This is a genomic window from Paenibacillus lupini (assembly GCF_011761355.1).
GTDB lineage: Bacteria > Bacillota > Bacilli > Paenibacillales > Paenibacillaceae > Pristimantibacillus > Pristimantibacillus lupini.
The window spans coordinates 212577-238547 of sequence record NZ_JAASRW010000007.1 but is presented as its reverse complement, the minus strand read 5'-3'; the positions used below and the strand labels follow the sequence as shown (position 1 = coordinate 238547).

Below are 25971 nucleotides of genomic sequence, written 5' to 3'. Positions count from 1 at the left end.
AATGTATGTCCTCCGGATTCGGGGGACTTTTTTTTATTGTTCAGAGAGTGGTCAGGCCATTGCAAACGTCAAAGCAAACAAGAGAGAGGGAGAGCAAGATGGAAACAAGTAATCGCAGTAAAAAGTCGAGGGGGATCGTTGCCTTATCTTCCATGCTGGCTGTTGTTATTATGCTGGCAGGCTGTGGATCCAACAAGAACAATAATGAAACGGATAAGGCAGCAAGTGAGCAGCCATTGACGAAAGTGAAGGTCGTTCTGGATTGGACACCTAACACGAATCATACTGGCCTCTATGTAGCACGGGATAAGGGTTATTTCAAAGAACAAGGACTTGATGTTGAGATCATTCAACCAGGCCAAGATGGTGCGGATAAAATGGTCGCAGCAGGTGGAGCGGAATTTGGCGTCGGCTATCAGGAATCGTTAACGATGGCGCGGATTGCCGGGCTGCCGCTTGTATCGGTTGCAGCGGTTATCCAGCATAATACATCCGGCTTTGCTTCGCCGCAAGCGAAGGGCATCGACTCGCCGAAGAAGTTCGAAGGTAAAACGTACGGCGGCTGGGGAGCACCGGTAGAAGAAGCCGTTATTGGCTCGCTTATGCAGGAAGAGAATGCGGATGTGTCCAAGGTTAAGATGTTAAGCATTGGCGATACTGATTTCTTCACGGCGGTGAAGCGGGATATTGATTTCGCATGGATTTATTATGCTTGGACAGGCGTGGAGGCAGAACTTCGCGGCGAGAAGCTGAACATGGTTTATTTGACCGATTACAGTGACAAGCTGGATTACTATACACCATTGCTTGAGACAAGCGAGAAGATGATTGCAGAGAAACCGGAAATTGTAAAAGCATTTGTTGCAGGTGCTGCTCAAGGTTATCAATATGCTATTGATCATCCTGAAGATGCTGCTGAAGTTCTCATTAAAGCAGAGCCGGATTTGAACGCAGACTTAGTTCGTGCCAGCCAGAAGTGGCTGAGCCCGAAATATACGGATGATGCATCGCAATGGGGAATTCAGAAGAAGGAAGTATGGGTTAATTACTCACAATGGATGTTCGACCATAAGCTGCTCGAGCAGGAGCTTGATGCAGATAAAGCATTCACGAACGACTTTTTGCCGAAGGCTTAAGGTTAGTGCAGGAGAAATCAGGACGATAATAGGGAAAAGGGGAGCTATTCATGGCTAATGCGCTTGTAAGCATTCAAATCTTACCAACTACACCTAACGGGGAAAGTGTCATTCCTTTTGTTGATCGTGCAATTGAAATTATTAAAGCTTCCGGCGTTCCCTATCGCGTTGCACCACTAGAGACGACGATGGAAGGGGAACTGTCAAATTTGCTTCAGGTTGTAGAAAAGATGAATGAAGCAATGACAGAGATGGGCTGCCCTTCGGTAATCTCGCAGGTGAAAATTTATTTCAACCCGGCAAACGGGGCTTCCATGGGAAGATTGTTGGAGAAATATCCAGATGGGCAATAAAGGCTGGAGCAGCTTGAAAGCGATTTGGCCTTCTGCTGCATTAGTCATCATCCTGCTTGCAGTTTGGCAATTATCAGTGAATGGTGGACTTGTGCCGGAATGGCAGCTGCCTTCACCACTATCGATATGGAAAGAAATAATAGACAGCTGGCCGCGTCTAATAGATAACGCTTCGGCAACCGTACAGCTTGCTTTGATTGGATTTGCCGGCGGTGCGCTGGCCGGCTTTATACTTGCTGCTGTCCTACATCTTATTCCGTTCGTACGAAGAGCCGTTTATCCTCTGCTAGTTGTATCACAGAATGTGCCGGTCATTGCGATCGGCCCGATTCTGACAATCTGGCTTGGTTACGGTGTGCTGCCAAAGCTTATTCTGGTCTGGATTGTCTGTTTCTTCCCTGTCTCCGTTGCTATGCTGAACGGCTTTAAGGATACGGATCTTGGGCTGCGTAATTATTTGCGTATGATAGGAGCGGGTAATTGGACAGTATTCCTGCGGTTAGAGCTGCCAAATGCGGTTACTCATTTATTTTCCGGACTCAAAATCGCTGCGTCGTATGCTGTTCTTAGCGCTATTGTAGCCGAATGGCTTGGGGCAGATAAAGGACTTGGTCATTATATGATCCTATCCTCAAAAGGCTATGAGCCGGCAAGAGTATTTGCTGCAGTATTGCTGATCGTGCTGCTCAGTCTTGTTCTATATGGTGCTGTGGCTGCGGTGGAGAAGCTTGTTATCAGGTGGCGGCCGGTGAAAGGAGAGAGGAAGGGATGACAATTCCAGCTTTGGAGCTGAAGGGGATTCGAAAGGCATTTGATTCTGGTAAGAAAACCGTATTGGATGGAATATCTTTAACGGTTGGAGAGAATGAGTTCGTCTCCCTTATTGGCCCTTCCGGCAGTGGAAAGACAACACTGTTCCAATTGATTGGCGGTCTTGAGAAGCCTACAGCCGGTGAAGTATGGATCGGTGGCAAAGAGACGACAGGCAGCCGCGGGCATATCTCGTATATGCCACAGCAAGCATCCTTAATGCCTTGGCGATCGGTAAGTGCCAATATTGAGCTTGCTGTTCAAGTTGCTGGTATAGAGAAGAAGCAATCAGTCAAAATGGCACGGGAGTGGCTGGAGCGTATTGGCCTGCAGGAGTATACGGATGCTTACCCGCATGTATTGTCTGGAGGCATGCAGCAGCGTGTATCTTTTCTGCGGGCTCTGCTCTCTCCACAGCCTCTGATGCTGCTCGATGAGCCGTTTGGCGCGCTGGATGCCCTGACCAGACAGCAGATGCAGCAGTGGCTGATGGCGATGTGGGAGGAGAACAGAAGATCGGTTCTATTCGTGACACATAGCATTGAAGAAGCCCTGTTGTTATCGGATCGTATTCTAGTATTGTCTGCTGCACCAGCAACGATTGTAGAAGAAATAAAAGTTCCTTTTGCCAGACCACGACCGGCGCAGCTATGGAAAGAACCGCAGTTTAATGAGCTGAAGGAGCGGATTCAGGAGCTGCTACATCAGGGGGAGGCGGTAGTGAAATGAGGAATCATTATCGGGCGATAGATGCCCATATTCATCTTGATCACTACGAAGAAGTGGACAGGGCTCCGATGTTACAACGGGCATTTGAAGCGGGGATTGAAGCTGTCATTGCGGTGTCGATGAATTTGACCTCATGTAAGGAGAACGAAAGGCTTGCGAAGCAATTTCCCGGCAAGGTACATCCTGCGTATGGTTTTCACCCAGAGCAGCCCATTCTATCAGAAGATGAAGTGCATAAGCTGGTTGCCTGGATTCGGGAGATGCATGCTGAAGGAGAATCTTTTGCAATCGGTGAAGTAGGCCTGCCGTATTATTCCCGTACTACTGCTGAAGCAGATGAAGTGGCTTTCGACGAAGAGCCTTATCTGGTATTGCTGGATCGCTTTGCGGCACTTGCGGCTGAGCTGGATCGGCCAATTGTTTTGCATGCGGTATATGAGGATGGAGCAAAAGCTTGTGACATCATGGAACGTCATCAGGTGAAGCGGGTCCATTTCCATTGGTTTAAGGGAGATACGGCAACGGTTGAGCGGATGATTCGTTCCGGTTATTATATCTCCATTACACCTGATGTCGCGTATGAGGATGAGATTAGAGAGCTGGTAGAGCGTTATCCGTTAGAACAAATGATGGTGGAGACAGATGGCCCTTGGCCGTTCGAAGGTCCTTATGAAGGAAGAGCTACAACGCCAGAATTTGTTCATGATGTATGTGCTCAGATTGCAGCAATCAAACAGCTTCCGGAACAAATTGTCCGTGAGCAGCTGTTACATAATACGCGAGAATTTTATAAGCTGTAATATTCGCTCCGTTAGGCCAACCCTAGGCTTAACGGAGTTTTTTGCATCAAGTTGGTGGCAGGCCGTTACACGCTGGAATGTGCTTCCATAAACTAGTATATTCCGTATTTTGTTTGCTAGGAGAGGAGGAGAAAGGAATGACACCATTAACAAGATCGCAATTTATAGCGGCAATTGTCCCGACGGTATGGCAGGTAAGGCGCGAGGGTTCTACGATTTTCCCATCTCTTCGGATTGCGCAATGTATTCTGGAGACAGGCGGTGTAGTTCATCCTTGGTATAACCTAGGGGGAATTAAAGTAGGCAGCGGCAAACCCAATGCTTACTGGCATGGAGATGCGGTTGTGAGAGGAACCTGGGAGGTTGTTGATGGCAGGAATGTAAGCATGAATGCAGCTTTCCGAGCTTATAGCAGCGTGTATCATTTTATGAAAGATCAAGATCTGCTCTTCGCAACCTCCCGTTATCTCCGTGTCCGGGCAGCTGTTACCCCAGAGCAGCAAGCCAATATGCTTTATGTAAGCCAGTATGCGACAGATCCATCTTACCCGAATAAATTAATTGCTCTGATCAACCAATATTCACTGAAGCAATACGACAATGCTTTTGCCTCAGCTGCCTCTACCACGATGTTTAAAGCTTCGACAACAATTCCTATTCTTATGGACGGACTTGTCATCGCTGTTGGTTATTATGATGCAGGGACAACCTGGGTTGCTGCTCGGGCGCTAGGTGAATCATTAGGTGACGTTATTGACTGGCAGAAAGGAAAGGTAACGGTCAACGGACAGGAGCTTGATTCGCGATTGGATATCTCGACAGGATATGTAGCGGTGAGGGATCTTGCTGCAGTATTGAATAAAAAGGCCGTTTGGGAGCAGGCCACCCAGACTGTCACGTTAAAAGCGGCAGATCTCCCGTAAGAGGAGATTGCCGCTTTTTTTCATGGCCGGATCGTGACTCTTGTTCCAACGGGCGTTAGAGGGGATAAGGCGAGAACATCTTCGTTATACATCCTTATACAGCCATGGGAGACGTATCCTCCGATTGAGGAAGGATCATTGGTTCCATGAATGCCGTAATGCGGCTTGGACAGTCCCATCCATAACACGCCAAATGGTCCGCCCGGATTCTCTTGTTTATTAATAATCTTATATTCGCCGGTTGGTGTTTGAGTAACCATTCGTCCAATCCCAACAGGGTAGGAGTGTACAACGATATTTCCATCCAGTAAATGAAGCATTCGGTCCGACAAATCGACAATAATACGATACACAGGCATGCCCAAGCTCACCCCTTGCTGAGGTTTGTACGTCCCTGAGTATCATATGTCACACAACGTAGGTGAGGTGTGGGTTGATGGCTGACTGACGGAATCAAGCAATTACTTGCTGCTCGCTCCGACGAATAATAAAAGTATAATACCCTATGTAGTAGGCAACCAAGAGGAAGAAAGTGATCGCTGTCAGTGGATCATTCGTGTAATGCTGAAGCTCGGCAGTATCACTGGTCATGGCAGGATTGACAGCAACTGGACCGCCATTTCCGACCATGTCGACAATCCTGAATGCAACCCGTCCGATGAATAATAGGACCACTAACGTCTCAATGCCGATATGTGTCCGATAAAATAGCGAGTTGTCACGAAGCTCGAATCGACTGTGTTTAATAGCAAAATAGGCAATGACAGCACCGCAGGCGATGCCTAACGCATCGGATAGGTAAATGGCTGGATGAGAATACCCGGTAGCAAGCAAAAGAACTCCAATTACACTAAAAAGACCAATTCGAAATCTCAACCTGCGAGGCTGGAAAGGCTGAAAGCCAATTGTCCGTTTGAAGCGTCTGTACATCACGAACAGGATGATAAGCAGGGGGATTAAATAGCTTCCGATGTTATCCATAACCGTATATGAACCTCCTAACTAATAATTGGTAATGTAACTATATACCAAAACTAGTGTAATTTGCAGTGGGGAAATAGAGTAACATTACAGGATTTTAGTAGCAAAAATAGAATAGTTAAATTTGGAAAACAAGATTTATCTAATCGGGGGTATTAAGGTGAGGAAGATAGTTAGTTTATTTCTTGTTTTATGTTTAGCTTTTACAGGTACAACGACTTATGCCGCTGACAGTTATATGAAAGCTACGGGTTTGATTAGTTCGATCAAGTTAAATGGAGAGCCTATCCAGTTGGATGGCCTTACGATTCAAGGGAGCAATTATTTCAAGCTTCGTGATCTAGCCGCTGCTTTCTCAGGTACACCTAGTCAGTTCGATGTTAGCTGGAGCAGCGAGCACAATGCGGTGGAAATACATACGGGCAAATCATATTCCGTTACAAAAGTTGATGACGATCCATTTTTCCAATCTAATATGAACTACATGGTCAAGCCGACAGACTCCACGCTGTTTGTAGACGGGAAAGCCGTACCTATTCAGGCTTACAATAAGGAAGGAAGCAATTATTTCAAATTAAGAGATTTAGGTAAGTTAATCCCTTTTGAAGTCAGCTTCAACGGAGTGGAGAACGAGATACAGCTGTTTTCGAATCTAGCAGACAACTCCTATCGAGTAACAACGGCATTTGCTTTCTCTGACAATACCGTTTCATCTAGGTATCCGAGATGGAAAGAAACGATAAAATCTTACCTTACTCCTAATGATGACGGTACAGTCAGCGTTATTGAAGAGAAAGAAAATAAAGTCACCGTTGAAACGTATGACAGTCAATATCGTCTTGTTGCTCAAAAAAGGTTCGATAACGAGCTTCCGTTATTCGGTGGATTTTATAGCGGTGCAAAAGGTTATTATATCGCCTATGGTCAAGAAAACCATGAAGAAAACGATAATAAGGAAGTTATCCGTATCGTTCGTTATGATAAGAGCTTTAATCGGATAGATAGTGTATCTGTAAAAGGTGGAGAGAGCTTTACCACGGTTCCGTTCAATGCTGCCGCTGGAAGAATGGCCGAAAACGGTGATACGCTAGTGTTTCACACTTCCCGCGAAAGGTATACGACAGAGGATGGGTTAAATCATCAATCCCAGCTGACCATTATTGTTGATACATCTAAGATGCAGGTAATCAATAATCTTGGACGCTTCCAAAGCAATCACGTTAGTCATTCATTTGATCAATATGTACTTTTTGATGGTAATGAACAAGTTCTTCTGGACCATGGGGACGCCTACCCGCGCTCGATTGTCTTACATAAAGGGAACGGGACATCTTATGAAGAAACGGATTTGTTTAAAATTCCTGGTGCCATAGGTGCTAATACGACAGGGGTTTCGATTGGCGGATTTGAGATGTCTGCCTCCAATTATATTACCGCTATGAACACGATCGATCATTCTAAGGTGATTGAATACACGTCATACGAAATGAAAGGTTTACCTGTGGATCGCAGAGATATCATTCTGACACTTCTTCCCCGGAACAATATGCAAGCCAGCGCTGTAAAAACAGTAAAGCTCGCCTCTTATACTGCTAGTGAGTTGTTCGCATCCATACCAAAGCTGGTCAAGATTAATGATGACAAATTGATGGTCATGTGGCAGGAGTTTACTAAAGAAGGCAATCCATCCGGATTGAAATATGTATATATAGACGGGAAAGGCAATGTGATGGGGGAAATTCAGAGTCTTGATCATTTTCTGTTGTCTGATAGTCAGCCTATTGTTATTAAGAATCAAGTCGTGTGGTATGTGAACGCAAATGGGTTGAGAGCTTTTTATACGATTCCAAGTGTGGCTAAGCTTCCACACTATCGCATGTGATACGGGATCAAAGTCCCAACCAGCCTAACCATGGTTGAACAAGTAGGGGGGGATGAACTTAATAGCTCTCGGGATCCAAGTCCCACGGGCAGAAACGTTGGACCCCCGGCTACCGCTATCTTACGACCATACAAAAAAGAGGTCGACCAGAAAGATCTGGTGACCTCATAATACGAACGGGCAGTTTTCGATAACTGGAGATGAATGTAATAACCCACGTGGTTTTTATTGAAGGAAAGGAAGTGACCATGTCATGATTAACGTGGTTAGAGCAGATCAAGCTGAATTTGATGTGAGGCGAGGAATATCTGAAATATTCGCTGAGGGATTCACACAGTGGCTTGGGTACTTCTCGAAGGATCCGAAAAGAATTGCTGCAGCGTTCGTTCATATATTCGTTTTGGACCAATTTTATATGGCTTTATATAAGGGACAAGTGGTCGGAATGGCTGCTTGTACGGATGGAACTTCACTTTCGGTTAAACTGAATATAAAGGAACTTCGCAAACACCCAAATTACTAGCTTATTTCGCACCAATTAGACCTTTTAGACAGGATTAACTTGTTGAACTATCGGGAAGCGTTAGTTGAGAACAACAAAAATGGCAGCTGATCCAGATGGTCAGTTGCCATTTTTGTTGAAGTAACGGACAGGTTACTTACAAATGAACCTCCCTATCATTAACCCATTTTTCTATAAATAGTTTCTAGTCTAGCCAATAGTTAGCTATTAGTCCATGCTGAAGAAAAACAACTCACGTACACTGTACAATCTTTATAGGAGGTGTCATGGTTGAGTTGTCCCGATACAAAAAAACGGTGCAAAAGGAAACCCATTATTGTATGCCATCCAAAAGGAAAGAAAAAGAAACGTCATCCGCATAAAAAGCATATTTGTATAAAGTGTCCCCCGCTTAGCGGACAGCAATTTTTAAGTGGACTTGCTGAAGCAATTGTAGAGGCGGGGCCTCAAGGACTTGCTGGAGCACTTGGACCCCAAGGATTAACAGGACTTGTGGGAGCAATCGGCGCACTTGGACCTGAAGGATTAGCAGGAGCACTTGGACCCCAAGGAGTAGCAGGCCTTGTAGGAGCGATCGGTTCACTAGGACCTGAAGGATTAGCAGGAGCACTTGGACCCCAAGGAGTAGCAGGCCTTGTAGGAGCGATCGGTTCACTAGGACCTGAAGGACTTGCAGGAGCACTTGGACCCCAAGGAGCAGCAGGCCTTGCAGGAGCGATTGGCGCGCTTGGACCCCAAGGATTGGCGGGCCTTGCAGGAGCAATTGGCGCAGCTGGAGTGACGGGTCTAACAGGAGCAACTGGACCAGCTGGTCCAGCGGGACCTGTAGGGCCGGCAGGTGGAGTAATAGGCTTTGCAGATTTCTTTGCCTTGATGCCTCCTGATAATGCAGCAACTGTTGCTCCCAATACGGACGTAAGTTTTCCGCAAGATGGTCCAATTAGTGGGACTGCGATAACCCGTATAAATGCGAGCTCATTTAACCTGGCTGCAATTGGCACATATCAGGTTTTGTTTCAGGTAAATGCAAATGAAGCAGGTCAATTACTCTTAACACTAAATGGCGCTGACTTAGCTTATACGGTTGTCGGACGTGCAACAGGAACTTCTCAGATAGTAGGAATGGCGCTTGTACAAACAACAGTCATTAATTCAGTACTCACAGTTCGAAATCCTGCAGGTAATTCCACGGCACTTACAATCACTCCATTAGCTGGAGGAACCAGGTCTGATTCCGCACATCTTGTTATTATGCAGATCGCATAGAGAGTAAAAACTTTATACGGGATTTTTTGCTCCTACGATACAAGCTGGTGCGCTTTTTGAAATTTGGTGGACAATCGGTGGACAACTAATTTGAAATCGCTTGTTTGGTTTGTAAGAAGCCTTATAAATAAAGGTTTATACAAAAAAATCGGACGCTCATTTCTGAGCGTCCTTTCATGGGAGAGGAGAAACCGGACGAAGAGCTTATGGGGAAACGTAAGTCTTCTCCGCGGTTGTCTACGGCATCTTCCGACGCCGATGATTTTATTTTGTCCGCTTTGTGGGGGATTATACATTTTGCGGTAAAAAATAATTATTGCCCCTTCACAAGCAGCTTTCAGGTGCCTTTATAATCCAAGGGAAAGTGTGGTACGATAGGCATCGACAGTAGAGGAAGGGAGCAATATGCAGTGAGAGTCATTGCGGGAGCGGCAAAAGGCCGCACGCTAAAGGCGGTACCAGGTATGAATACGCGACCTACGACCGATAAGGTGAAGGAAGCGATATTTAGTATGATTGGACCGTTTTTCGACGGTGGACTAGCGCTTGATTTATTCGCAGGCACCGGCGGACTCGGTATAGAAGCTTGGAGCAGAGGCATCGAGCGGACGATCTTTATCGACCGAGAAAAAATAAGTATCGATATTATCAAATTAAATACCGAAGCGGCAGGAATGGGAAGACATGCGGAGATTTATCGTAACGATGCGGAGCGGGCTATTAAGCTGTTGGAAAAGCGCGGCATTGCCTTTTCGATCGTATTTCTCGACCCGCCTTACCGCTTAATACATATGGACGAGCTTATCGTAGATATGGCGCAGCGATCTTTGCTGGAAGATGGGGCAACGATTGTTGTAGAACATGATGCTGGTCATGAATATCCGGATCATATTGAACATTTTACCTTACTGAGAAAACAAAAATATGGCGATACGGCTGTGACTCTATACCGTTATTCGCCTAGCAGCGCAGATGGAGGAATTACCGATGCAAATGAATGAGCATAGCAGCCGTGTAGCTGTATATCCAGGGAGCTTTGATCCGCCAACATTAGGTCATCTTGATATCATCCGCCGTTCGGCGAAGCAGTTCGATCACTTAATTGTCGCGGTGCTAAACAACACGAGTAAAAGTCCAATGTTCACTGTAGATGAGCGTAAAGAGATGCTGCAGGAGATAACAAGCGATATTCCGAATGTGTCGATCGACAGCTTCCGTGATCTGCTGGTTCGGTTCATGAAATCTCGCAAGGCGAATACGATCGTACGTGGGATCCGTTCGGTTACGGACTTTGAATATGAGCTAACGCTTGCGTCGACTAATCAATTGCTGGATGACGAGATTGAAACAATCTTCATGATGACGAATCCAAAATTCTCATATCTTAGCTCCAGTATCGTGAAGGAAATCGCAATGTTTGGCGGATCGATATCTGTGCTTGTTCCTCCTCCAATCGAGCATCGTCTGGTTGAAAAATATAAAGAGAAGCAAGCAAAGAACTAGCGTTTACCTCGAGGCGAGATAACTCGTATTGCAGCGAACATAATAGCAAGTACGGCCGCGGCCGTCAGCGTATACGGCCAGATCGATGGGAGGCCAAGTGCGGTGACGGCCTCGTATGCGTTGGACGGGCGACTCCAGGTGACACCATCCTGCAGCATAGCTTCTGTTGCATCTGTTAACTGACTAGGCAGCAATGTTATTACAGTCTGGACTGGTTTCCACAAAAGGAGGGCTAATACGGCAGCGTGTATGGTGTGAAGGAGCTTGACCCAAATAAGCGGCATCAGCTTTAAGTCGGTGCCTGTAATGGCATAACCAGCTTGAAGCAGAGCGCTTATACCGCTCCAAGCAAGCACGGCAGCAATGGCGGCGGCACTTACTGCGGTGCTTACGCCTGGACCTTGCCATACAGCAGCTGCGTATGCGCCGATATGGCTTTCTAGTAAAGCAGGCAATAACAGCTCTGCGATCCCATTTGGCAAAGCATGAACGATAAGCGGCAGGGCCAATCTGGCTACCACGGCGGCGAAGATCATGAAGCCGCCAACGATAAGAAGCTTCTGTACACCAAATGACACTGCGTCTCCAAGAGCCTTGCCGAAGCTGCGTCCATCACGGTCACGGCTTGTCACAATTGCGTCAGCTGCAATGTCGAGCATGCTTGTCTTTTGATCCTTACTCAAGCTTTTAGCTCGGCGTTCACCAAATAGGGAAATCCATAATGCTGTGCATAGGGCAGACAACCATACGATAATGGCGATAAACAGGCCAAGTTCGGGGCGATGCAGGAAGCCTGCTCCAATGACAACCAGCATAAAGAGTGGGTTCGGCATATGAGAAAGGGCAAGCAGTCTTTGCCCTTCGCTTCTTGTTATAAGATTATCGCGACGTAAAGCTGCCGTTGCTTCTGCACCGGCTTGATGCCCGGACAACCACCCTAGCAAGAGAGGCAGTGCGGCTTCTCCCGGCAGTTTGAACAGCCCTCGCATGATTGGTTTAAGGAGTACACCAAAGCCATGAATGAGACCAAAGGCCGCGATAAGCTCGAATAGCACTAGGAACGGCAAAAGGCCTGGGAAAACAATGTTCCACCAAATGGTCAGCCCTTGCAGAGAAGCTTGAAAGGCCTCATCCGGCTGACGAATGATTGCAGCGACTAGCAGAATGGAGATCGCCGCATAAAGAATTGTGCGTGCCATTTATTTATCAACTCCATTAAGGCGGATTTTTCATTAAGTGAGGGGATTATTCGGACAAACTGGGGTCTTTTTCATTGTACGCGCTTAGTGAAATGGATAGACCATTGTCCATCAAGGAGGGGATATGCCATTAAGGGGTTTCGATTGAGCGGAAGGACAAGGCAAGCACTTGGTGTTGTTCTCATTGCAGTGATGTTATGGGTTGTTATTTATGCGCCAACTCCACTAGTTATCTATGAACCTGGCCTTGCTTTCGAGACAGAGCCGCTTGTGCAGCTTGGCACGGGTGAGGCATCAGCATCACATTCGACTGAAGCGAGGGAGCGTGGAGCCTTTTTATTAACCACGATCAAGCTGACGGATGCAAAGTATTGGCAGGTCATTGAAGCAGCATGGAAGAAAGATTTTGTTGTTTACAGCAAAGATTCGGTGATGAAAGGGAAGTCGGAGAAAGACTATCTTGATCTAATGGCTCTCGATATGCTTGCTTCACAGAACTCTGCGATCGAAGCGGCTTATATTTATGCAGGGATACCTTATACAACTAGTACGGAGTTAGTTCACCCAACCAATCCATCCAATCAAATTACAATAAAAGCCGAAGATATCGGTGGTCCTTCAGCCGGTCTGATGTTTACGCTGCAATCTCTTAATCTATTATTAGATAAAGATTTGACGGATGGGCTTCGAATTGCAGGGACCGGTACGATTACTGCCGATGGAAGAGTAGGGGGAATTGGGGGGATTACATATAAAGTCGTAGCGGCTCACGAAGCTGGTGCGCAACTGTTCCTGGCACCGGAAGCAAATTACGCAGAAGCAGCGGCTAAAGCGAAAGAACTTCACAGCGAGATGAAGGTTGTACCTGTCACCTCGCTGGAAACCGCAATAACCGCGATTGAAGAAGCTGCAAACTAGCTATTATTAATCAATTATAATCGGCTTGTCCGTAAAATCTCGAAACATCGCAGCTGCGGATGTGTGACCAGGCTGTGCCAGCATATAAGCTGCTGTAGCCTGTGTATCAAGCTCGAGGTACCGTGACTGCACAGGAGACCTTGCAGCGCTTAAGAGGACAGGCAGTGTGGCCTCAGACCGCATCCGGCGCAGCAGCTGTTGTCCTTTCGCTGTAAAGCCCAGCACCCGAATATATTCAACCCCGGCTGCCAGCTTCTCAGCTGTAAAATCTTCTTTCTTATGATGGAGCAGAATAGAAAGAAGAGCTCGCTGCAGCTTGGTTCTGGTATAACGTTTGGTCTTTAAAGCTTCTAGAAGAGGTTCGAAGCCAATCTGATCGAGCTTTGGCAGTGTATTAAGAAAACGATGCTCCAGCCCTTCCATGATCTCGCGATAACCTGAGAGCTGTTCAGGTGTCTGCGTAACGGCAGTATGAATGAGCGGCTGAACAAAGTTCGCCCAGCTTACAGGACTTCTTCCTGCTGCCCATTCCCGTTCCATCACTTCATAAGTCGTAGCGGGAACAAGAGAGCGGCAGCCGCCAAGCTCGCCGCCTTCAAGCAGTAGTTTACGAATTGCTGTTGCACTGGCAATGGCATGATCTGTGACTGTTGTTTGGCCGTATTCCGATTTCTCTCGGCGAATGGTGTGCGGCTCCATCGTGCCTTTGATCCGTTCCAGTGCAATAAGGTAATGGAGTCCTAATGTATGGTTGGGCTGCGCATAAGGGAAGGCTGCTGCTTCATGATTGCCGATAGAAGTTAGATAGGATGCAACTGCCGTGCTGTATGCGCTCGGATAACTGATGCCGCCCTCCAAGGCCTCACGCAGCAGTTGTTGGAATTCTGGAGGCTCATGGGCGATTAACCGCGCAGCCTGTTGCAGAGCTTCGATCTCGCCGCTCTCTGTACCGAAGCAGAACGCGTCCACGACGCCTGTAGCTTCAAGTAGTGAGACAGCGCCATAGGCGAACCATTCTGCTGCTTGAGTAGCATAGGCAGTGGGCAGTTCAATGACAAGATCGCAGCCGCCGCGTAGTGCGGCTTCCGTCCGTGCCCATTTATCCATAACAGCCGGTTCGCCTCGCTGCAGAAAATGCCCGCTCATGACGGCAACAACGGTGTCGGCTTGTGCTATTTTGACCGATTCTCGTAAATGATATTGATGACCGTTGTGAAATGGGTTATACTCAACAATTAGTCCTACTGTGCGCACTGAGACATCTCCTTGCTTTTCGTTGGATATATGTTCCATCATAGCACAGGGCCGCTGTTTTATTCATGACGATACGGGAGAAAAGATGAAAAACAGCGTGAAAATGTTGACAAAACCTCTCGTTAATAGATATAATAATTTTTGTTTGTTTGGGGTGATCTCATGCAGTTTCATGTACAAGAAACGATGTCCAAAGGTATCAAGGCAAACATTGATGAGAATCTGGATGTGTCCGATTTATTTAAGGACAGATTAGATGTCGTCAGTACCGGTCCGCTTCATGTGTCGCTTCAGGTGACAGGCAATGAAGGCTCGATTACTGTCGAAGGCGAATTGACCATTGATTGGGAGCTCGCTTGCTCGCGTTGTCTTGACCCAGTGAAGCTTCATTCGAAAATTCCTGTCTATGATCAGTTTAAGCCAGCGGCCGTTGAGGACGGGGAAGAAATTGAACAGGACGAGGATGACGACATTATTGCGGTATCAGGGGACAGGCTGGATTTGAAGTCTTATGTGGAAGAAGTGCTTCAGTTGTTCATGCCGTTCGCTCCGTTATGCAGTAATGATTGTAAAGGGCTGTGCCAGAATTGTGGACAGAACTTAAATGAACAAAAATGCAGCTGCAATACAGATCGAATTGATCCACGTATGGCAGTGCTCAAGGATTTATTCAAAGACGAACAATAATGAAATGTCCGATTGATTTTATGAAGGAGGTGGGAAACAATGGCAGTACCACAAAGAAGAACGTCCAAAACTCGCCGCGACAAACGTCGTACGCATTTCAAACTGGCAGTACCAGGTATGGTAAAATGCGAGCAATGTGGAGAGCTTAAACTGGGCCACCACGTATGCAAAGTGTGCGGATATTACAAAACAAAAGAGGTTATCTCCCAATAATCTCAGGTTTTCCCACAATAGCACTTCATTACGATGAGGTGCTATTTTTTTATGTCCATTGCCTGTATAAGCTTTTTTTTATATACTTAATTAGTACCAGGTTATAATATCAGCCATCATTCGAGTAAAATCAGACATGGGTTACAATACTGTTAAGGTGGTGCCGGAGATCGAACGAATGCCTAAGCGACAGCGGCATCAGCTGCTCGCTCAATTGATAGATGAAAACCCGTTCATGACGGATCGTGAGCTAACAAGACATTTGAAAGTCAGCATACAGACGATACGGCTAGACCGGATGGAACTGGGTATTCCAGAGCTGCGTGAGCGAATGAAGCTGATGGCTGAGCGTTCGTATGATTCCGTTCAGTCTTTGCCGTTGCATGAAGTAATTGGTGACATTGTAGATTTACAGCTGGACAAAAGCGGAATATCGATATTCGAAATTCGTGAAGAGCATGTCTTCTCACGTACGGGTATTGCCCGGGGCCATCATGTGTTTGCCCAAGCAAACTCGCTGGCGGTTGCTGTTATTGAAGATAAAATCGCCTTGACGGTTACAGCGGATATTCGCTTCATAAGACCGGTCAAGCTTGGTGAGAAGTGTATTGCTAAGGCTTATGTACGTTCAATATCCGGTGAGCGCCACAAGTCTAAGGTGGAGCTCTTCACTTATGTAGGGGATGAAATGGTGTTCCAAGGGAACTTCGTCATTTACCGTTCCACAGGTGATGGAGAGAACGAAGCATAGGCTTTTATGAAAATATAAGACGGTAGTATACGTTTTTCTCTATACTATGCTTATATTTCACCCGCGAAACGACTGCTGCTCCTCCTAAGGACGACGCAGCCGTTTACGCTGAAGTTAAGCTTTACCTGTTATGAGGGTAGAGTTTTTGGGAGGAAAAAGACATGCGGATCGCCATAGATGCGATGGGAGGCGACCACGCTCCGAGCCTCATTGTGCAGGGAGCGATGGATGCTGCGGCGGAGTGGCCGGATACGGAATTGGTTCTTGTTGGAGATAAGGCGGCTATTGAGCCGCTGCTCAACGGAAAGAAACCGGCCAACGTGACGTTATGCCATACGGATGAAGTGATCGGTCCGGATGAAGAGCCGGTCAAAGCGGTTCGTCGAAAAAAAGGTTCGTCGATGGTAGTTGCCGGGCAGCTTGTACGTGAGAAGCATGCGGACGCGATGATCTCTGCTGGTAATACAGGAGCCCTTATGACAACGGGGCTGCTCGTAGTAGGCCGGCTTGAAGGCATCGAACGTCCTGCGCTGGCACCTATGCTGCCTACAATGGATGATATCGGTGTCCTTGCGCTTGATCTTGGGGCTAACATGGATGCGAAGCCTGAGCATTTGCTGCAATATGCAATTATGGGCAGCATTTACCGTACGAAGGTGCATGGTTTGGATAATCCGCGTGTAGGGTTGCTGAACGTAGGTACTGAAGAACGGAAAGGTAATGAATTGACCAAAGCTGCTTATGATCTGCTTGAACAGGCACCGATTAACTTTATCGGCAATGTGGAAGCACGTGACTTGCTTAATCGCAGCTGCGACATTCTTATTTGTGACGGCTTTGCGGGGAATATTATGCTTAAGGCGATTGAAGGTACAGCAGGTACACTGATGACTTACCTGAAAGAAGCCTTTGGCGAGTCGTTTATGACGAAGATTGCGGCAGCCATTATGATGCCAAAGCTTCGGAGTCTGCGTAAAAAAATGGATTACAAGGAACATGGGAGTGCTCCGCTGCTTGGATTGAATGGACTAGTGATGAAATGTCATGGTTCATCCGATGCATTAGCTGTAAAAAGTGCTATTCGACAAGCGCGAGTGGCTATAAAAGCACAGCTGACTGAATCGATTGCAGTGGAAATAGGCGGGAGGTCATGATGAATTTACATCCTGTAGGCATTATTGGTACGGGCAAATACGTTCCCGACCGGATTTTATCGAATCAAGAACTTGAACAAATGGTGGAAACAAACGACGAGTGGATCGTGACGCGCACAGGTATTCGTGAACGCCGTATGGCAGCCCCGGAGCAGGCAACATCAGATCTGGCTTACCAAGCATCGCTCAAAGCAATTGAAGCAGCAGGGATAACGATTGAAGATATTGACCTCATCATCGTGTCGACAATTACACCAGATATGTTCTTCCCATCCACAGCATGTCTCCTGCAGGAGAAGCTTGGAGCGAAGAAAGCGGCAGCCTTTGATCTGTCCGCAGCATGTTCTGGATTTATCTATGGTCTTGCGACCGCTTCGAATATGATTGCAACTGGCATGTATAAGCATGTGCTTGTCGTTGGTGCTGAAACCTTATCTCGTATTACCGATTACACAGACCGCAATACATGCATCCTGTTTGGTGACGGAGCTGGAGCAGTCGTGCTTGGCCAAGTGCCGGAAGGCCGTGGCTTCAAGTCGTTCGAGCTTGGCGCTGATGGCGGCGGCGGCGAACTGTTGAAAGTAAGCGGCGGCGGATCGCGTTTGCCTGCTTCTGCAGACAGTGTGAGTTCGAAGCAGCATTACATTCACATGGCAGGCAATGATGTATTTAAATTCGCAGTACGGATTATGGGCGGAGCAGCTGATGAAGCCCTTCGCAAAGCAGGCATGAGCAAAGAGGATATCGACCTGCTGGTGCCGCACCAAGCTAATGTCCGCATTATTCAATCTGCACTTAACCGACTCGATCTTCCTGAAGAGAAGTGTATGATTAACCTGGACAAATACGGCAACATGTCGGCTGCTTCTATCCCGGTTGCACTTGCTGAGGCTTTCGAGCAAGGGCGAATCAACGAAGGCGACTGTCTTGTATTTGTTGGTTTCGGAGGCGGTCTTACTTGGGGCGCATCCGTATTGATCTGGTAACGGAGGGAACTTAAGTTGAGTAAAATAGCATTTGTATTCCCAGGCCAAGGCGCTCAGGCGGTTGGCATGGGTAAAGATGTATACGAGGCATTCGAAAGCTCGCGTGCCATTTTTAATCAAGCAGACGAAGCACTTGGCTTCAAAATTAGCGAGATTATTTTTGACGGACCAGATGATCAGTTGAAGCAAACGGCTAATACTCAGCCTGCTCTGCTAACTGTCAGTGTTGCCTTGCTGCAAGCGTTGGAAGGCCGCGGCCTCAAACCTGATTTCGTAGCTGGTCACAGTCTAGGGGAGTACAGCGCTTTGGTAGCTGCAGGCGTTCTGTCATTTGCAGATGCAGTTCGTACGGTTCGTGCACGCGGCGAGTTTATGGAACAAGCCGTTCCAGGCGGTCAAGGTGCTATGGCTGCTGTACTTGGTGCAGAGCGTGGCGTTCTGGCTGAGCTTTGTGCCAAGATTACAGAAGAAGGAAATACGGTTGAACTGGCGAATGTAAACTGTCCGGGTCAAATTGTTGTTTCTGGTTCTGCAGCAGGTGTTCAAGCGGTTGTTGAGCGCGGTAAAGAAGAGGCCGGTGCGAAACGTGTTATTCCGCTGGAAGTAAGCGGCCCGTTCCATTCGTCTCTGATGAAGCCTGCGGCAGATAAACTGTCTGGCGTTCTTTCGGAAGTGTCGATGAATGATGCGATTGTACCTGTCGTTGCGAATGTAACGGCTGCTCCGGTAACAGAGGCAGCTTCAATTCGTAACCTCCTTGTAGAACAGGTTTATTCCCCTGTTCTTTGGGAAGACAGCGTCCGTTATTTAGTCGAACAAGGCGTAGATACTTTTGTTGAGATCGGATCAGGTACGGTTCTGGCTGGCTTGATCAAGAAAATCGACAAGAATCTTCGCGTTATCTCGGTTAACAGCCTTGCAGCTTTAGAAGCACTGTAGGGCACCGTTTCACGCAAAGCTTGGAGGAGGTATACCATGTTTGCTAGTCTTGAAGGCAAAAAAGCGCTTGTAACAGGTGCATCCCGCGGCATTGGCCGTGCGATTGCCCTTGCACTTGCGGAAGCCGGTGCGGATGTAGCTATTAACTACTCCGGCAGCGAAGCTGCTGCTGCGGAGACAGCTGAAGCTGTTGAAGCGCTTGGACGCCGTGCGATTGTACTGAAAGCCAACGTCGGAAAAACCGACGAATTCGATGCTATGGTCAAGGAAGTTGTTAATCAATTTGGCTCGATTGATATTTTGGTGAATAACGCTGGCATTACAAGAGATAATTTAATTATGCGTATGAAAGAAGAGGAATTTGACCAAGTTATTGAGACGAACTTGAAGGGTGTCTTTAACGGAATCAAAGCGGCAACGCGGCCTATGATGAAGCAGCGTTCCGGACGCATTATTAACATCTCTTCTGTTGTTGGCGTGCTCGGAAATCCGGGTCAAGCAAACTATGTTGCGGCGAAAGCAGGCGTCATTGGTTTGACCAAATCAAGCGCACGTGAACTTGCTTCCCGTGGAATTACTGTTAACTGTATCGCACCAGGCTTTATTCAAACGGATATGACAGACAAGCTTTCTTCTGAAATGAAGGATTCCTTGTCCGCGCAAATTCCGCTTGCTCGTCTTGGTTCGGCAGAAGACATTGCTGCGGCAGTACGCTTCCTAGCATCTGATGCTGCGTCTTATATGACGGGACAAACCGTTCATATAGACGGTGGTATGTACATGTAAGGATTGTCAATAAGCATGCTCGCTGGATTTAGCGCGGTTATGTATGGCATTTTGTCTTGAATTCTCGTATAATACCCTAGGAGGAGGTGAATCGGATGTCCGAAGTAGTAGAACGTGTAAAACGTATCGTCGTCGACAGACTTGGCGTAGACGAAGCGGAAGTCACGCTGGAAGCTTCCTTCAAAGATGACCTCGGCGCTGACTCTCTTGATGTCGTTGAGTTGGTCATGGAATTGGAAGATGAGTTTGACCTGGAGATCTCTGATGAAGATGCAGAGACGATCACCACGGTGGGAGAAGTAGTAAATTACATACAATCTCATACGTAAGGAAAAGAAGTGGTCCCGTTGTAATAAACGGGACTTCTCTCCTTCTGAGGCACTTAAATTATTATGATATTATGAATGAACGAGCTTGTACGCTTTTTTATATATAGAAGATGTGATGTACGCATCTAAATTGCAGTCCACTAGAGGTGAATCTTAAATGAAGCAAAGAGTTGTTGTTACCGGCATGGGGGTCATTACCTCGCTAGGTGCAGACCTGGAGCAGTTCTGGGGGAATTTAATGGAAGGGAAATCAGGCGTATCGCATATCGAAGCGTTTGATGTCTCCGAATATCCAACCCAAATTGCAGCCGAAGTGAAGAACTTTAATCCCGAAGATTATAATCTTGATAGAAAAGAAGCTCGCCGTATGGACCGTTTCGTTCAATTCGCGTCTGTAGCGAGCATGAGTGCAGTAAAAGATGCTGGACTAGAGATCGGTACTAACGTTGATCCGGAGCGTGTAGGCGTTATCGTCGGCTCTGGTATCGGCGGACTTGGTACATGGGAAGATCAGCATAACATTTTGCTGGAGAAAGGTCCTAAGCGCGTTAGTCCGTTCTTCATTCCGATGATGATCGCGAATATGGCTTCCGGACAAGTATCAATGCTGACTGGTGCGAAGGGTCCGAACAGCACAGCGGTTACCGCTTGTGCAACAGGTACTCACTCGATTGGTGATTCCTACAAAATGATTCAACGCGGCGATGCAGACGTGATGATCTGTGGTGGCGCTGAAGCAACCATCCGGCCTACAGGTCTTGCAGGCTTCTGCTCGATGCGTGCGATGTCCGTTCGCAACGACGAGCCTGAAAAGGCAAGTCGTCCGTTCGACATCGACCGTGATGGTTTCATTATGGGCGAAGGTGCAGGCGTAATGATTCTGGAATCACTTGAACATGCTCAGCAGCGTGGTGCTCGTATCTATGCCGAGGTAATCGGCTACGGCATGAGCGGTGATGCTCATCATATGACAGAGCCGGATCCAGACGGTGCTGCTCGTTGTATGGTTAAAGCTTTAAAAGATGCTGGAATTGAGCCTGAAGCGATTGATTATATCAATGCACATGGCACTTCGACTCCAGTGGGCGACCGTTCCGAAACAACTGCAATTAAGAAAGCATTCGGTGACCATGCTTATAAACTAGCCGTTAGCTCCACGAAATCGATGACAGGCCATTTGCTTGGTGCTGCAGGCGGTGTGGAAGCGGTCATCCTTGGCCTTACGCTTCAGAACGGCATTATTGCTCCAACCATTAACTTGGAGAATCAAGATCCTGAGCTTGACCTCGATTATGTGCCAAACAAGCCTCGTAAAGCAGATGTCAAAACGGCACTGTCCAACTCGTTTGGCTTCGGCGGTCATAACGCGACGATTGTGATGAAAGTCTATGAAGCGTGATTCCATTAACGAGCTGCAGACACGTCTGCAGCTTCGCTTCAAACAGCTGAAGCTGCTGAAGCAGGCATTTACTCATACTTCCTATGTGAATGAACATAAGCATGGTACGATCGAGCATAATGAACGTCTGGAGTTTCTAGGCGATGCTGTTTTGCAGCTGCTCGTATCAGAATATCTGTTCTCTGCTTATCCGAATCGTCCGGAAGGTGAGCTAACGCGCATGCGTGCTTCTGTCGTATGTGAGCCTTCGCTTGCACAGTTCGCAGAGCGGCTGGAGCTTGGTGCTCATATACAGCTCGGAAGAGGCGAAGAGCAGCTCGGAGGAAGACAACGCCCTGCCTTGCTCGCCGATTTGTTCGAAGCGTTTGTTGGTGCGATTTTCCTAGATGCCGGTATTGAACGGACAAGAGCTTTTCTGGAGACGCATATGTTCCCGTATATTGAGTCTAATGACTACGGCCTGCTGGTGAAAGACTTCAAGTCTAAGCTGCAGGAGCGTGCTCAGCACAAAGGGCTTGGGGCGGTTGAATATCGGATTATGGAAGAGCGTGGACCAGCTCATGACCGTGAGTTTGTCGTTGAAGTATGTATTGGAGAAATTCCATACGGAAACGGAAGCGGCAGAACGAAGAAGGAAGCGGAGCAGCGGGCTGCATCTGTAGCCTGGCAGTCGCTGACGGAATAGTATAGCAAGGCCTTAGGAATGGCAGTACAAGATTACTCTTGTATTGCCATTTTTGATTGTTAAAAGGGTGAATTTCCGCATGAGTAAAGGGATTACGAGCCCTCTCTAGTTGTGTTACAATAGGCGGTGAGGTGAAAGCCAGTATATGTTTCTGAAACGAATAGAATTAGCAGGATTTAAATCATTTGCCGATAAGACGGAGATGGAGTTCGTTACCGGCATTACGGCTGTTGTTGGACCTAATGGCAGCGGTAAAAGTAATATTTCGGACGGCATCCGCTGGGTGCTGGGCGAACAAAGTGCAAAAAGCCTTCGCGGCGGCAAGATGGAAGATATTATTTTTGCCGGAAGTGATGCACGTAAGGCAGTTAACTATGGTGAAGTATCGCTGACGCTAGATAATGGTGATGGGGCGCTGCCACTTGAATATAACGAAGTGACGGTAACCCGCCGAGTCCATCGGAGCGGCGATAGTGAATATATGATTAACAAGCAGTCGTGCCGATTGAAAGATATTACCGAGCTGTTCATGGATACGGGTATCGGTAAGGAAGCTTATTCGATTATCGGACAAGGCAGGATCGAGGAAATATTGAGTACCCGGTCTGAAGATCGCCGTGGGATATTCGAAGAAGCTTCGGGCATTGTGAAATATAAATCACGTAAACGTGAAGCACAGCGCAAGCTGGAGGACACCGAGAATAATTTGCTGCGTATTCACGACCTTGTAACTGAATTGGAAGACCAGGTCGAGCCTCTTCGTGTGCAATCGGAGAAAGCGATCCATTTCAAACAGTTAAGAGAACAGCTCAAAACGCAAGAGATTTCGATGTACGTACATAATATTGAGAATGTGTACGGTTCATGGTCGGAAGCCAATAACAAGCTTGAACGCTTAAAACGCGAACAGCTTGAACTTTCTACTGTCGTCAGCAAGCATGATGCTCATTTGGAAAAGGACCGCCAGGCGCTTCGCGAGCTGGAGGAAGCACTGGACCAGCTGCATGAGGCTATGCTGCAATATAGTGAAGAGTATGAGAAATGCGAAGGGTTCGGGGAAGTTCTTAAAGAACGGAAGAAGAACTTAGAGCAGAATAAACGGCAGTTGGAAGAAACAATTGCTGCTCATGATGAGCGAATAGCTGCATTAACGAGCGAAGAAGCGGAATTCCGTAATCGTGCTGCTGTATTAGAGCTACAACTGGCGGATTTCAAGCAGAAGCTTTCCGTTGAAGAGGCTAATCTTATTGGCGTTGCTGGCGGGACCGCGGTAGATGCGGAAGAAATGCTGAAGGGCGAGCTGCTTGAGGTGCTTAGCACAATGGCACAGCTGCGTAACGAGATTCGTTATGCCGCTCAGCAGCAGGAAGCTGTTCAGCGCCGAATGGAACGTCTGAGCGATGAAGAAGCCAAGTGGTCGGATCAGCGCAGGAAGCTGACGGCTCGCAAAGCAGAGCTTGAGAAGCAGCTGGAAGCAACGCTGGATGCGATCGCTAAGGCGCGTACGAAGTATATTGATGAAGCGGAGAAGGCTAAAGAGTTTGGTCAAATTTCGGAGGAAGCTACGGCTGCGCTTCGTAAATGGGAGCAAAAGCTGGATGCACAAACCTCGCGCCGCGATACAATGAAAGAAATGCAAGACGCACTAGATGGCTTTATGCATGGTGTTCGTGAGGTGCTTAAATCCTCTCGCCGTTCCTCTGGTTCCGGCGGCATTAGTGGTGTGCATGGTGCAGTTGCCGAGCTTGTGCGTGTGCCGGAAAGAATCGAGACTGCTGTAGAGACCGCATTGGGCGGTGCGTTGCAGCATATCGTTATGGAAGATGAGAAGTCGGCTCGTGCCGCGATCACATTCCTGAAACAGCGTCAACTTGGGCGAGCAACGTTCCTGCCTCTTGATGTCATCCGTGGCAGACAAGTGCCTGAACATGATAAGCGGATGGCCGAATCGGTAGATGGCTTTGTCGGAGTGGCTGCAGAGCTTGTTACTTGCGAGCCGCAATACCAAGCCATTATTAATAACCTGTTAGGCAATGTCCTTCTTGCTGAGACGTTGGAGCAAGCGAACCGTATTGCATCCAAATGCCAATATCGTTACCGGGTCGTTACACTTGAGGGTGATGTGGTAAACGCAGGTGGTTCCATGACAGGCGGCAGCCTTCAGAAGAAGGGAGCAAGTCTGTTAGGACGCCAGCGCCAGATCGAAGCATTGGATCAGGAAATTATAGAAGGCGAGAAAACAATCGCACAACTGCGGGATAAACTTAGCGATCTTCGTAAGGAGCAGTCAATCCGTTCGCAAAATATGGAGGAGCTTCGTTCACAATCCGAACAGTATCGGATCGATGAACAGCAGGTTCGTGCAGAGCTGCAGCAGTTGTCGAATGAAGCGAAGCATCTGAGCGAGCAGGAACAGTTGTTCACTGCAGACCGCAGCAATCACTCAGCCGAGCAGCAATCGATGGTGTCTTTGGCTGAAGCGGCAGAAGTTCGTCTTGAGCAATTGACAGCGGATGAAGCTCGCCTGCAAGAAGCGATCAGGCTTGCTGAGGAGCGCCGGAAAGCAAGTGAGACGGCGAAGGAAGAGCTTCAAGTCCAACTGACGGATTTGAAGATTTCCGTTGCGAAGACCGATCAAGAGAAGCAGTCCTTCGAGGATCAGGCGGCACGTGTTCGAGCAGATATTCAACGCGCCAAGCAGGAGCTTTCGAGCTATCGGTCGCTGCTTAATCAGCAGGATGCGGAGCTAGAACGCCACAGCGAAGAGACCGTAGCACAAATCGAGCAACTGAATCATTTGCGTCTGAAGAAGCAGGAATGTGCGGAACAGACAGATCTGAAGCGCTCGGCCCGTGCAGATCGTGTTCGTGAGCTGGAAAAAGGCGAGAGCGATACGAAAGAACAACGTGGACAGCTTCGTGATGTTGAAGAGCAAATGCGTCAGAATGAGATTGCAGCGAACCGTCTGGATGTTGAGCTGGACAACCTTCTGCGCAAGCTTAGCGAAGAGTATGAACTGAGCTTTGAGCTAGCGAAGGAACAATATCCGGTTCCTGAAGACATCGTTGGAACGCAAAATGCTGTACGCGATATTAAACGTCAAATTACAGCACTTGGCGATGTGAACATGGGTGCAATCGAAGAGTATGAGCGGGTTCGGGAACGGTTCGAATTCTTAACCGAGCAGAAAGATGACCTAGTAGAAGCGAAAACAACGCTGTATCAGGTTATCCGGGAGATGGATGAAGAAATGTCCAAACGGTTCAAAACAACGTTTGAACAGATTAGACGCCATTTCGTCGTCGTCTTCGCGAAGCTGTTTGGCGGAGGACGTGCCGATCTTGTGATGGTGGATCCGGAACGTGTCCTGGATACAGGGATTGATATCGTAGCCCAGCCTCCAGGGAAAAAGCTGCAAAATCTGCAGCTGTTATCCGGCGGAGAGCGGGCGCTTACTGCAATCGCGTTATTGTTCGCGATTTTGCAGGTGAAGCCAGTTCCGTTCTGTGTACTTGACGAGGTTGAAGCGGCACTTGATGAAGCAAACGTTGCCCGTTTTGCCCAATACCTTCGTGAATTCTCCGAACTTACCCAGTTTATCGTGGTTACCCATCGGAAAGGTACGATGGAAGAAGCAGATGTGCTGTATGGGGTAACGATGGAGGAAGGCGGCGTATCGAAGCTCGTATCGGTCCGTCTAGAGGAGGATGCGGAGGAGCAGGAATCCGCGTAATATGCTGATATAGGATGGGGGACTTGAAACAG

Annotated in this window: 27 protein-coding genes; 23 read left to right on the top strand and 4 right to left on the bottom strand. The window is 47.6% G+C overall.

Features of this window, described 5'->3' with window-relative positions; all coding sequences use genetic code 11:
• Positions 1-98: 98 nt before the first annotated feature.
• From FHS17_RS23005 to FHS17_RS22980, 6 genes are all read left to right on the top strand, one after another.
• Complete coding sequence (locus FHS17_RS23005) at positions 99-1136, top strand: ABC transporter substrate-binding protein (protein ID WP_167280805.1); 1038 nt, start codon at positions 99-101, stop codon at positions 1134-1136.
• Positions 1137-1186: 50 nt separating this feature from the next.
• Entirely contained in the window at positions 1187-1489 is a 303-nt protein-coding gene (locus tag FHS17_RS23000; protein ID WP_167280804.1) for a thiamine-binding protein, read from the top strand.
• A complete protein-coding gene (locus FHS17_RS22995) occupies positions 1479-2261 on the top strand; it encodes an ABC transporter permease (RefSeq protein ID WP_167280803.1) in 783 nt (260 codons plus the stop codon). Before FHS17_RS23000 ends, FHS17_RS22995 begins: the two co-directional genes overlap by 11 nt.
• Positions 2258-3028: an ABC transporter ATP-binding protein gene (locus FHS17_RS22990; RefSeq protein ID WP_208420514.1), complete on the top strand. Its 771-nt coding sequence runs from the start codon at positions 2258-2260 to the stop codon at positions 3026-3028. Before FHS17_RS22995 ends, FHS17_RS22990 begins: the two co-directional genes overlap by 4 nt.
• Positions 3025-3828: a TatD family hydrolase gene (locus FHS17_RS22985; RefSeq protein WP_167280802.1), complete on the top strand. Its 804-nt coding sequence runs from the start codon at positions 3025-3027 to the stop codon at positions 3826-3828. The genes FHS17_RS22990 and FHS17_RS22985 overlap by 4 nt, the downstream gene beginning before the upstream one ends.
• A gap of 137 nt (positions 3829-3965) precedes the next feature.
• Entirely contained in the window at positions 3966-4751 is a 786-nt protein-coding gene (locus FHS17_RS22980; protein WP_167280801.1) for a glucosaminidase domain-containing protein, read from the top strand.
• A 20-nt stretch (positions 4752-4771) separates the two neighbouring features.
• Here FHS17_RS22980 and FHS17_RS22975 read toward each other — a convergent pair whose 3' ends face one another.
• Complete coding sequence (locus FHS17_RS22975; protein WP_167280800.1) at positions 4772-5110, bottom strand: L,D-transpeptidase; 339 nt, start codon at positions 5108-5110, stop codon at positions 4772-4774.
• Between the two features lie 94 nt (positions 5111-5204).
• Positions 5205-5732: a CcdC protein domain-containing protein gene (locus FHS17_RS22970; protein ID WP_167280799.1), complete on the bottom strand. Its 528-nt coding sequence runs from the start codon at positions 5730-5732 to the stop codon at positions 5205-5207.
• A gap of 160 nt (positions 5733-5892) precedes the next feature.
• Here FHS17_RS22970 and FHS17_RS22965 point away from each other — a divergent pair, with 160 nt between their 5' ends.
• The 5 genes from FHS17_RS22965 (at position 5893) to coaD (ending at position 10906) form a co-directional block, all read left to right on the top strand.
• Positions 5893-7614 carry a hypothetical protein gene (locus FHS17_RS22965; protein WP_167280798.1) on the top strand — a complete coding sequence of 574 codons (1722 nt, stop codon included), beginning with the start codon at positions 5893-5895 and terminating at the stop codon, positions 7612-7614.
• A gap of 253 nt (positions 7615-7867) precedes the next feature.
• The gene (locus FHS17_RS22960) at positions 7868-8137 is read left to right on the top strand and encodes a hypothetical protein (RefSeq protein WP_243865499.1); all 270 of its coding nucleotides are present in this window, start codon (positions 7868-7870) and stop codon (positions 8135-8137) included.
• 261 nt (positions 8138-8398) lie between these two features.
• On the top strand, positions 8399-9403 hold the full coding sequence (locus tag FHS17_RS22955) for a collagen-like protein (protein ID WP_424992016.1): 1005 nt from the start codon (positions 8399-8401) through the stop codon (positions 9401-9403).
• A 410-nt stretch (positions 9404-9813) separates the two neighbouring features.
• The gene (gene rsmD, locus FHS17_RS22950; protein WP_167280796.1) at positions 9814-10404 is read left to right on the top strand and encodes a 16S rRNA (guanine(966)-N(2))-methyltransferase RsmD; all 591 of its coding nucleotides are present in this window, start codon (positions 9814-9816) and stop codon (positions 10402-10404) included.
• Positions 10391-10906 carry a pantetheine-phosphate adenylyltransferase gene (gene coaD, locus FHS17_RS22945; protein WP_167280795.1) on the top strand — a complete coding sequence of 172 codons (516 nt, stop codon included), beginning with the start codon at positions 10391-10393 and terminating at the stop codon, positions 10904-10906. Before rsmD ends, coaD begins: the two co-directional genes overlap by 14 nt.
• On the opposite strand, the gene FHS17_RS22940 is transcribed toward coaD, so the two are convergent.
• Positions 10903-12105, bottom strand: a complete 1203-nt coding sequence (locus FHS17_RS22940; RefSeq protein ID WP_167280794.1) for a nucleoside recognition domain-containing protein — start codon at positions 12103-12105, stop codon at positions 10903-10905. The genes coaD and FHS17_RS22940 overlap by 4 nt on opposite strands.
• Before the next feature lie 144 nt (positions 12106-12249).
• Here FHS17_RS22940 and FHS17_RS22935 point away from each other — a divergent pair, with 144 nt between their 5' ends.
• Positions 12250-13023 carry a S16 family serine protease gene (locus tag FHS17_RS22935; protein ID WP_167280793.1) on the top strand — a complete coding sequence of 258 codons (774 nt, stop codon included), beginning with the start codon at positions 12250-12252 and terminating at the stop codon, positions 13021-13023.
• A 6-nt stretch (positions 13024-13029) separates the two neighbouring features.
• On the opposite strand, the gene FHS17_RS22930 is transcribed toward FHS17_RS22935, so the two are convergent.
• Positions 13030-14277, bottom strand: a complete 1248-nt coding sequence (locus tag FHS17_RS22930) for a nucleotidyltransferase (protein WP_167280792.1) — start codon at positions 14275-14277, stop codon at positions 13030-13032.
• A gap of 162 nt (positions 14278-14439) precedes the next feature.
• Between FHS17_RS22930 and FHS17_RS22925 the strand changes: the two genes are divergently transcribed.
• The 11 genes from FHS17_RS22925 to smc all read left to right on the top strand — a co-directional run bounded on the left by FHS17_RS22925 (position 14440) and on the right by smc (position 25939).
• Positions 14440-14964, top strand: a complete 525-nt coding sequence (locus FHS17_RS22925; protein WP_167280791.1) for a YceD family protein — start codon at positions 14440-14442, stop codon at positions 14962-14964.
• A gap of 39 nt (positions 14965-15003) precedes the next feature.
• On the top strand, positions 15004-15177 hold the full coding sequence (gene rpmF, locus FHS17_RS22920; protein WP_167280790.1) for a 50S ribosomal protein L32: 174 nt from the start codon (positions 15004-15006) through the stop codon (positions 15175-15177).
• 178 nt (positions 15178-15355) lie between these two features.
• Positions 15356-15928, top strand: a complete 573-nt coding sequence (gene fapR, locus FHS17_RS22915; protein WP_167280789.1) for a transcription factor FapR — start codon at positions 15356-15358, stop codon at positions 15926-15928.
• A 161-nt stretch (positions 15929-16089) separates the two neighbouring features.
• Positions 16090-17082, top strand: a complete 993-nt coding sequence (gene plsX / locus FHS17_RS22910) for a phosphate acyltransferase PlsX (protein WP_167280788.1) — start codon at positions 16090-16092, stop codon at positions 17080-17082.
• On the top strand, positions 17082-18068 hold the full coding sequence (locus tag FHS17_RS22905; RefSeq protein ID WP_167280897.1) for a beta-ketoacyl-ACP synthase III: 987 nt from the start codon (positions 17082-17084) through the stop codon (positions 18066-18068). The genes plsX and FHS17_RS22905 overlap by 1 nt, the downstream gene beginning before the upstream one ends.
• Positions 18069-18083: 15 nt before the next feature.
• Positions 18084-19007: an ACP S-malonyltransferase gene (gene fabD / locus FHS17_RS22900; protein ID WP_167280787.1), complete on the top strand. Its 924-nt coding sequence runs from the start codon at positions 18084-18086 to the stop codon at positions 19005-19007.
• 36 nt (positions 19008-19043) lie between these two features.
• Positions 19044-19793 (top strand): 3-oxoacyl-[acyl-carrier-protein] reductase, encoded by a 750-nt coding sequence (fabG, locus tag FHS17_RS22895; protein ID WP_167280786.1) that lies wholly within the window; start codon positions 19044-19046, stop codon positions 19791-19793.
• A 95-nt stretch (positions 19794-19888) separates the two neighbouring features.
• Complete coding sequence (locus FHS17_RS22890; protein ID WP_015845065.1) at positions 19889-20122, top strand: acyl carrier protein; 234 nt, start codon at positions 19889-19891, stop codon at positions 20120-20122.
• A 157-nt stretch (positions 20123-20279) separates the two neighbouring features.
• Complete coding sequence (gene fabF, locus FHS17_RS22885) at positions 20280-21521, top strand: beta-ketoacyl-ACP synthase II (RefSeq protein WP_167280785.1); 1242 nt, start codon at positions 20280-20282, stop codon at positions 21519-21521.
• Positions 21511-22206: a ribonuclease III gene (gene rnc, locus FHS17_RS22880; protein ID WP_167280784.1), complete on the top strand. Its 696-nt coding sequence runs from the start codon at positions 21511-21513 to the stop codon at positions 22204-22206. Before fabF ends, rnc begins: the two co-directional genes overlap by 11 nt.
• A gap of 145 nt (positions 22207-22351) precedes the next feature.
• Positions 22352-25939 (top strand): chromosome segregation protein SMC, encoded by a 3588-nt coding sequence (gene smc / locus FHS17_RS22875; RefSeq protein ID WP_167280783.1) that lies wholly within the window; start codon positions 22352-22354, stop codon positions 25937-25939.
• The last annotated feature ends 32 nt before the right edge of the window (positions 25940-25971 follow it).

Bases quoted from the DNA above. Each gene is read 5' to 3' on its own strand.
- FHS17_RS22940 (WP_167280794.1), bottom strand. From the start codon at position 12,105: ATGGCACGCACAATTCTTTATGCGGCGATCTCCATTCTGCTAGTCGCT.
- FHS17_RS22905 (WP_167280897.1), top strand. From the start codon at position 17,082: ATGAATTTACATCCTGTAGGCATTATTGGTACGGGCAAATACGTTCCC.
- coaD (WP_167280795.1), top strand. From the start codon at position 10,391: ATGCAAATGAATGAGCATAGCAGCCGTGTAGCTGTATATCCAGGGAGC.
- FHS17_RS22890 (WP_015845065.1), top strand. From the start codon at position 19,889: ATGTCCGAAGTAGTAGAACGTGTAAAACGTATCGTCGTCGACAGACTT.
- FHS17_RS22975 (WP_167280800.1), bottom strand. From the start codon at position 5,110: ATGCCTGTGTATCGTATTATTGTCGATTTGTCGGACCGAATGCTTCAT.
- plsX (WP_167280788.1), top strand. From the start codon at position 16,090: ATGCGGATCGCCATAGATGCGATGGGAGGCGACCACGCTCCGAGCCTC.
- rnc (WP_167280784.1), top strand. From the start codon at position 21,511: ATGAAGCGTGATTCCATTAACGAGCTGCAGACACGTCTGCAGCTTCGC.
- smc (WP_167280783.1), top strand. From the start codon at position 22,352: ATGTTTCTGAAACGAATAGAATTAGCAGGATTTAAATCATTTGCCGAT.
- FHS17_RS22970 (WP_167280799.1), bottom strand. From the start codon at position 5,732: ATGGATAACATCGGAAGCTATTTAATCCCCCTGCTTATCATCCTGTTC.
- FHS17_RS22925 (WP_167280791.1), top strand. From the start codon at position 14,440: ATGCAGTTTCATGTACAAGAAACGATGTCCAAAGGTATCAAGGCAAAC.
- FHS17_RS22980 (WP_167280801.1), top strand. From the start codon at position 3,966: ATGACACCATTAACAAGATCGCAATTTATAGCGGCAATTGTCCCGACG.
- FHS17_RS23005 (WP_167280805.1), top strand. From the start codon at position 99: ATGGAAACAAGTAATCGCAGTAAAAAGTCGAGGGGGATCGTTGCCTTA.
- FHS17_RS22960 (WP_243865499.1), top strand. From the start codon at position 7,868: ATGATTAACGTGGTTAGAGCAGATCAAGCTGAATTTGATGTGAGGCGA.
- rpmF (WP_167280790.1), top strand. From the start codon at position 15,004: ATGGCAGTACCACAAAGAAGAACGTCCAAAACTCGCCGCGACAAACGT.
- FHS17_RS23000 (WP_167280804.1), top strand. From the start codon at position 1,187: ATGGCTAATGCGCTTGTAAGCATTCAAATCTTACCAACTACACCTAAC.
- fabF (WP_167280785.1), top strand. From the start codon at position 20,280: ATGAAGCAAAGAGTTGTTGTTACCGGCATGGGGGTCATTACCTCGCTA.
- fapR (WP_167280789.1), top strand. From the start codon at position 15,356: ATGCCTAAGCGACAGCGGCATCAGCTGCTCGCTCAATTGATAGATGAA.
- FHS17_RS22985 (WP_167280802.1), top strand. From the start codon at position 3,025: ATGAGGAATCATTATCGGGCGATAGATGCCCATATTCATCTTGATCAC.
- fabG (WP_167280786.1), top strand. From the start codon at position 19,044: ATGTTTGCTAGTCTTGAAGGCAAAAAAGCGCTTGTAACAGGTGCATCC.
- FHS17_RS22995 (WP_167280803.1), top strand. From the start codon at position 1,479: ATGGGCAATAAAGGCTGGAGCAGCTTGAAAGCGATTTGGCCTTCTGCT.
- FHS17_RS22990 (WP_208420514.1), top strand. From the start codon at position 2,258: ATGACAATTCCAGCTTTGGAGCTGAAGGGGATTCGAAAGGCATTTGAT.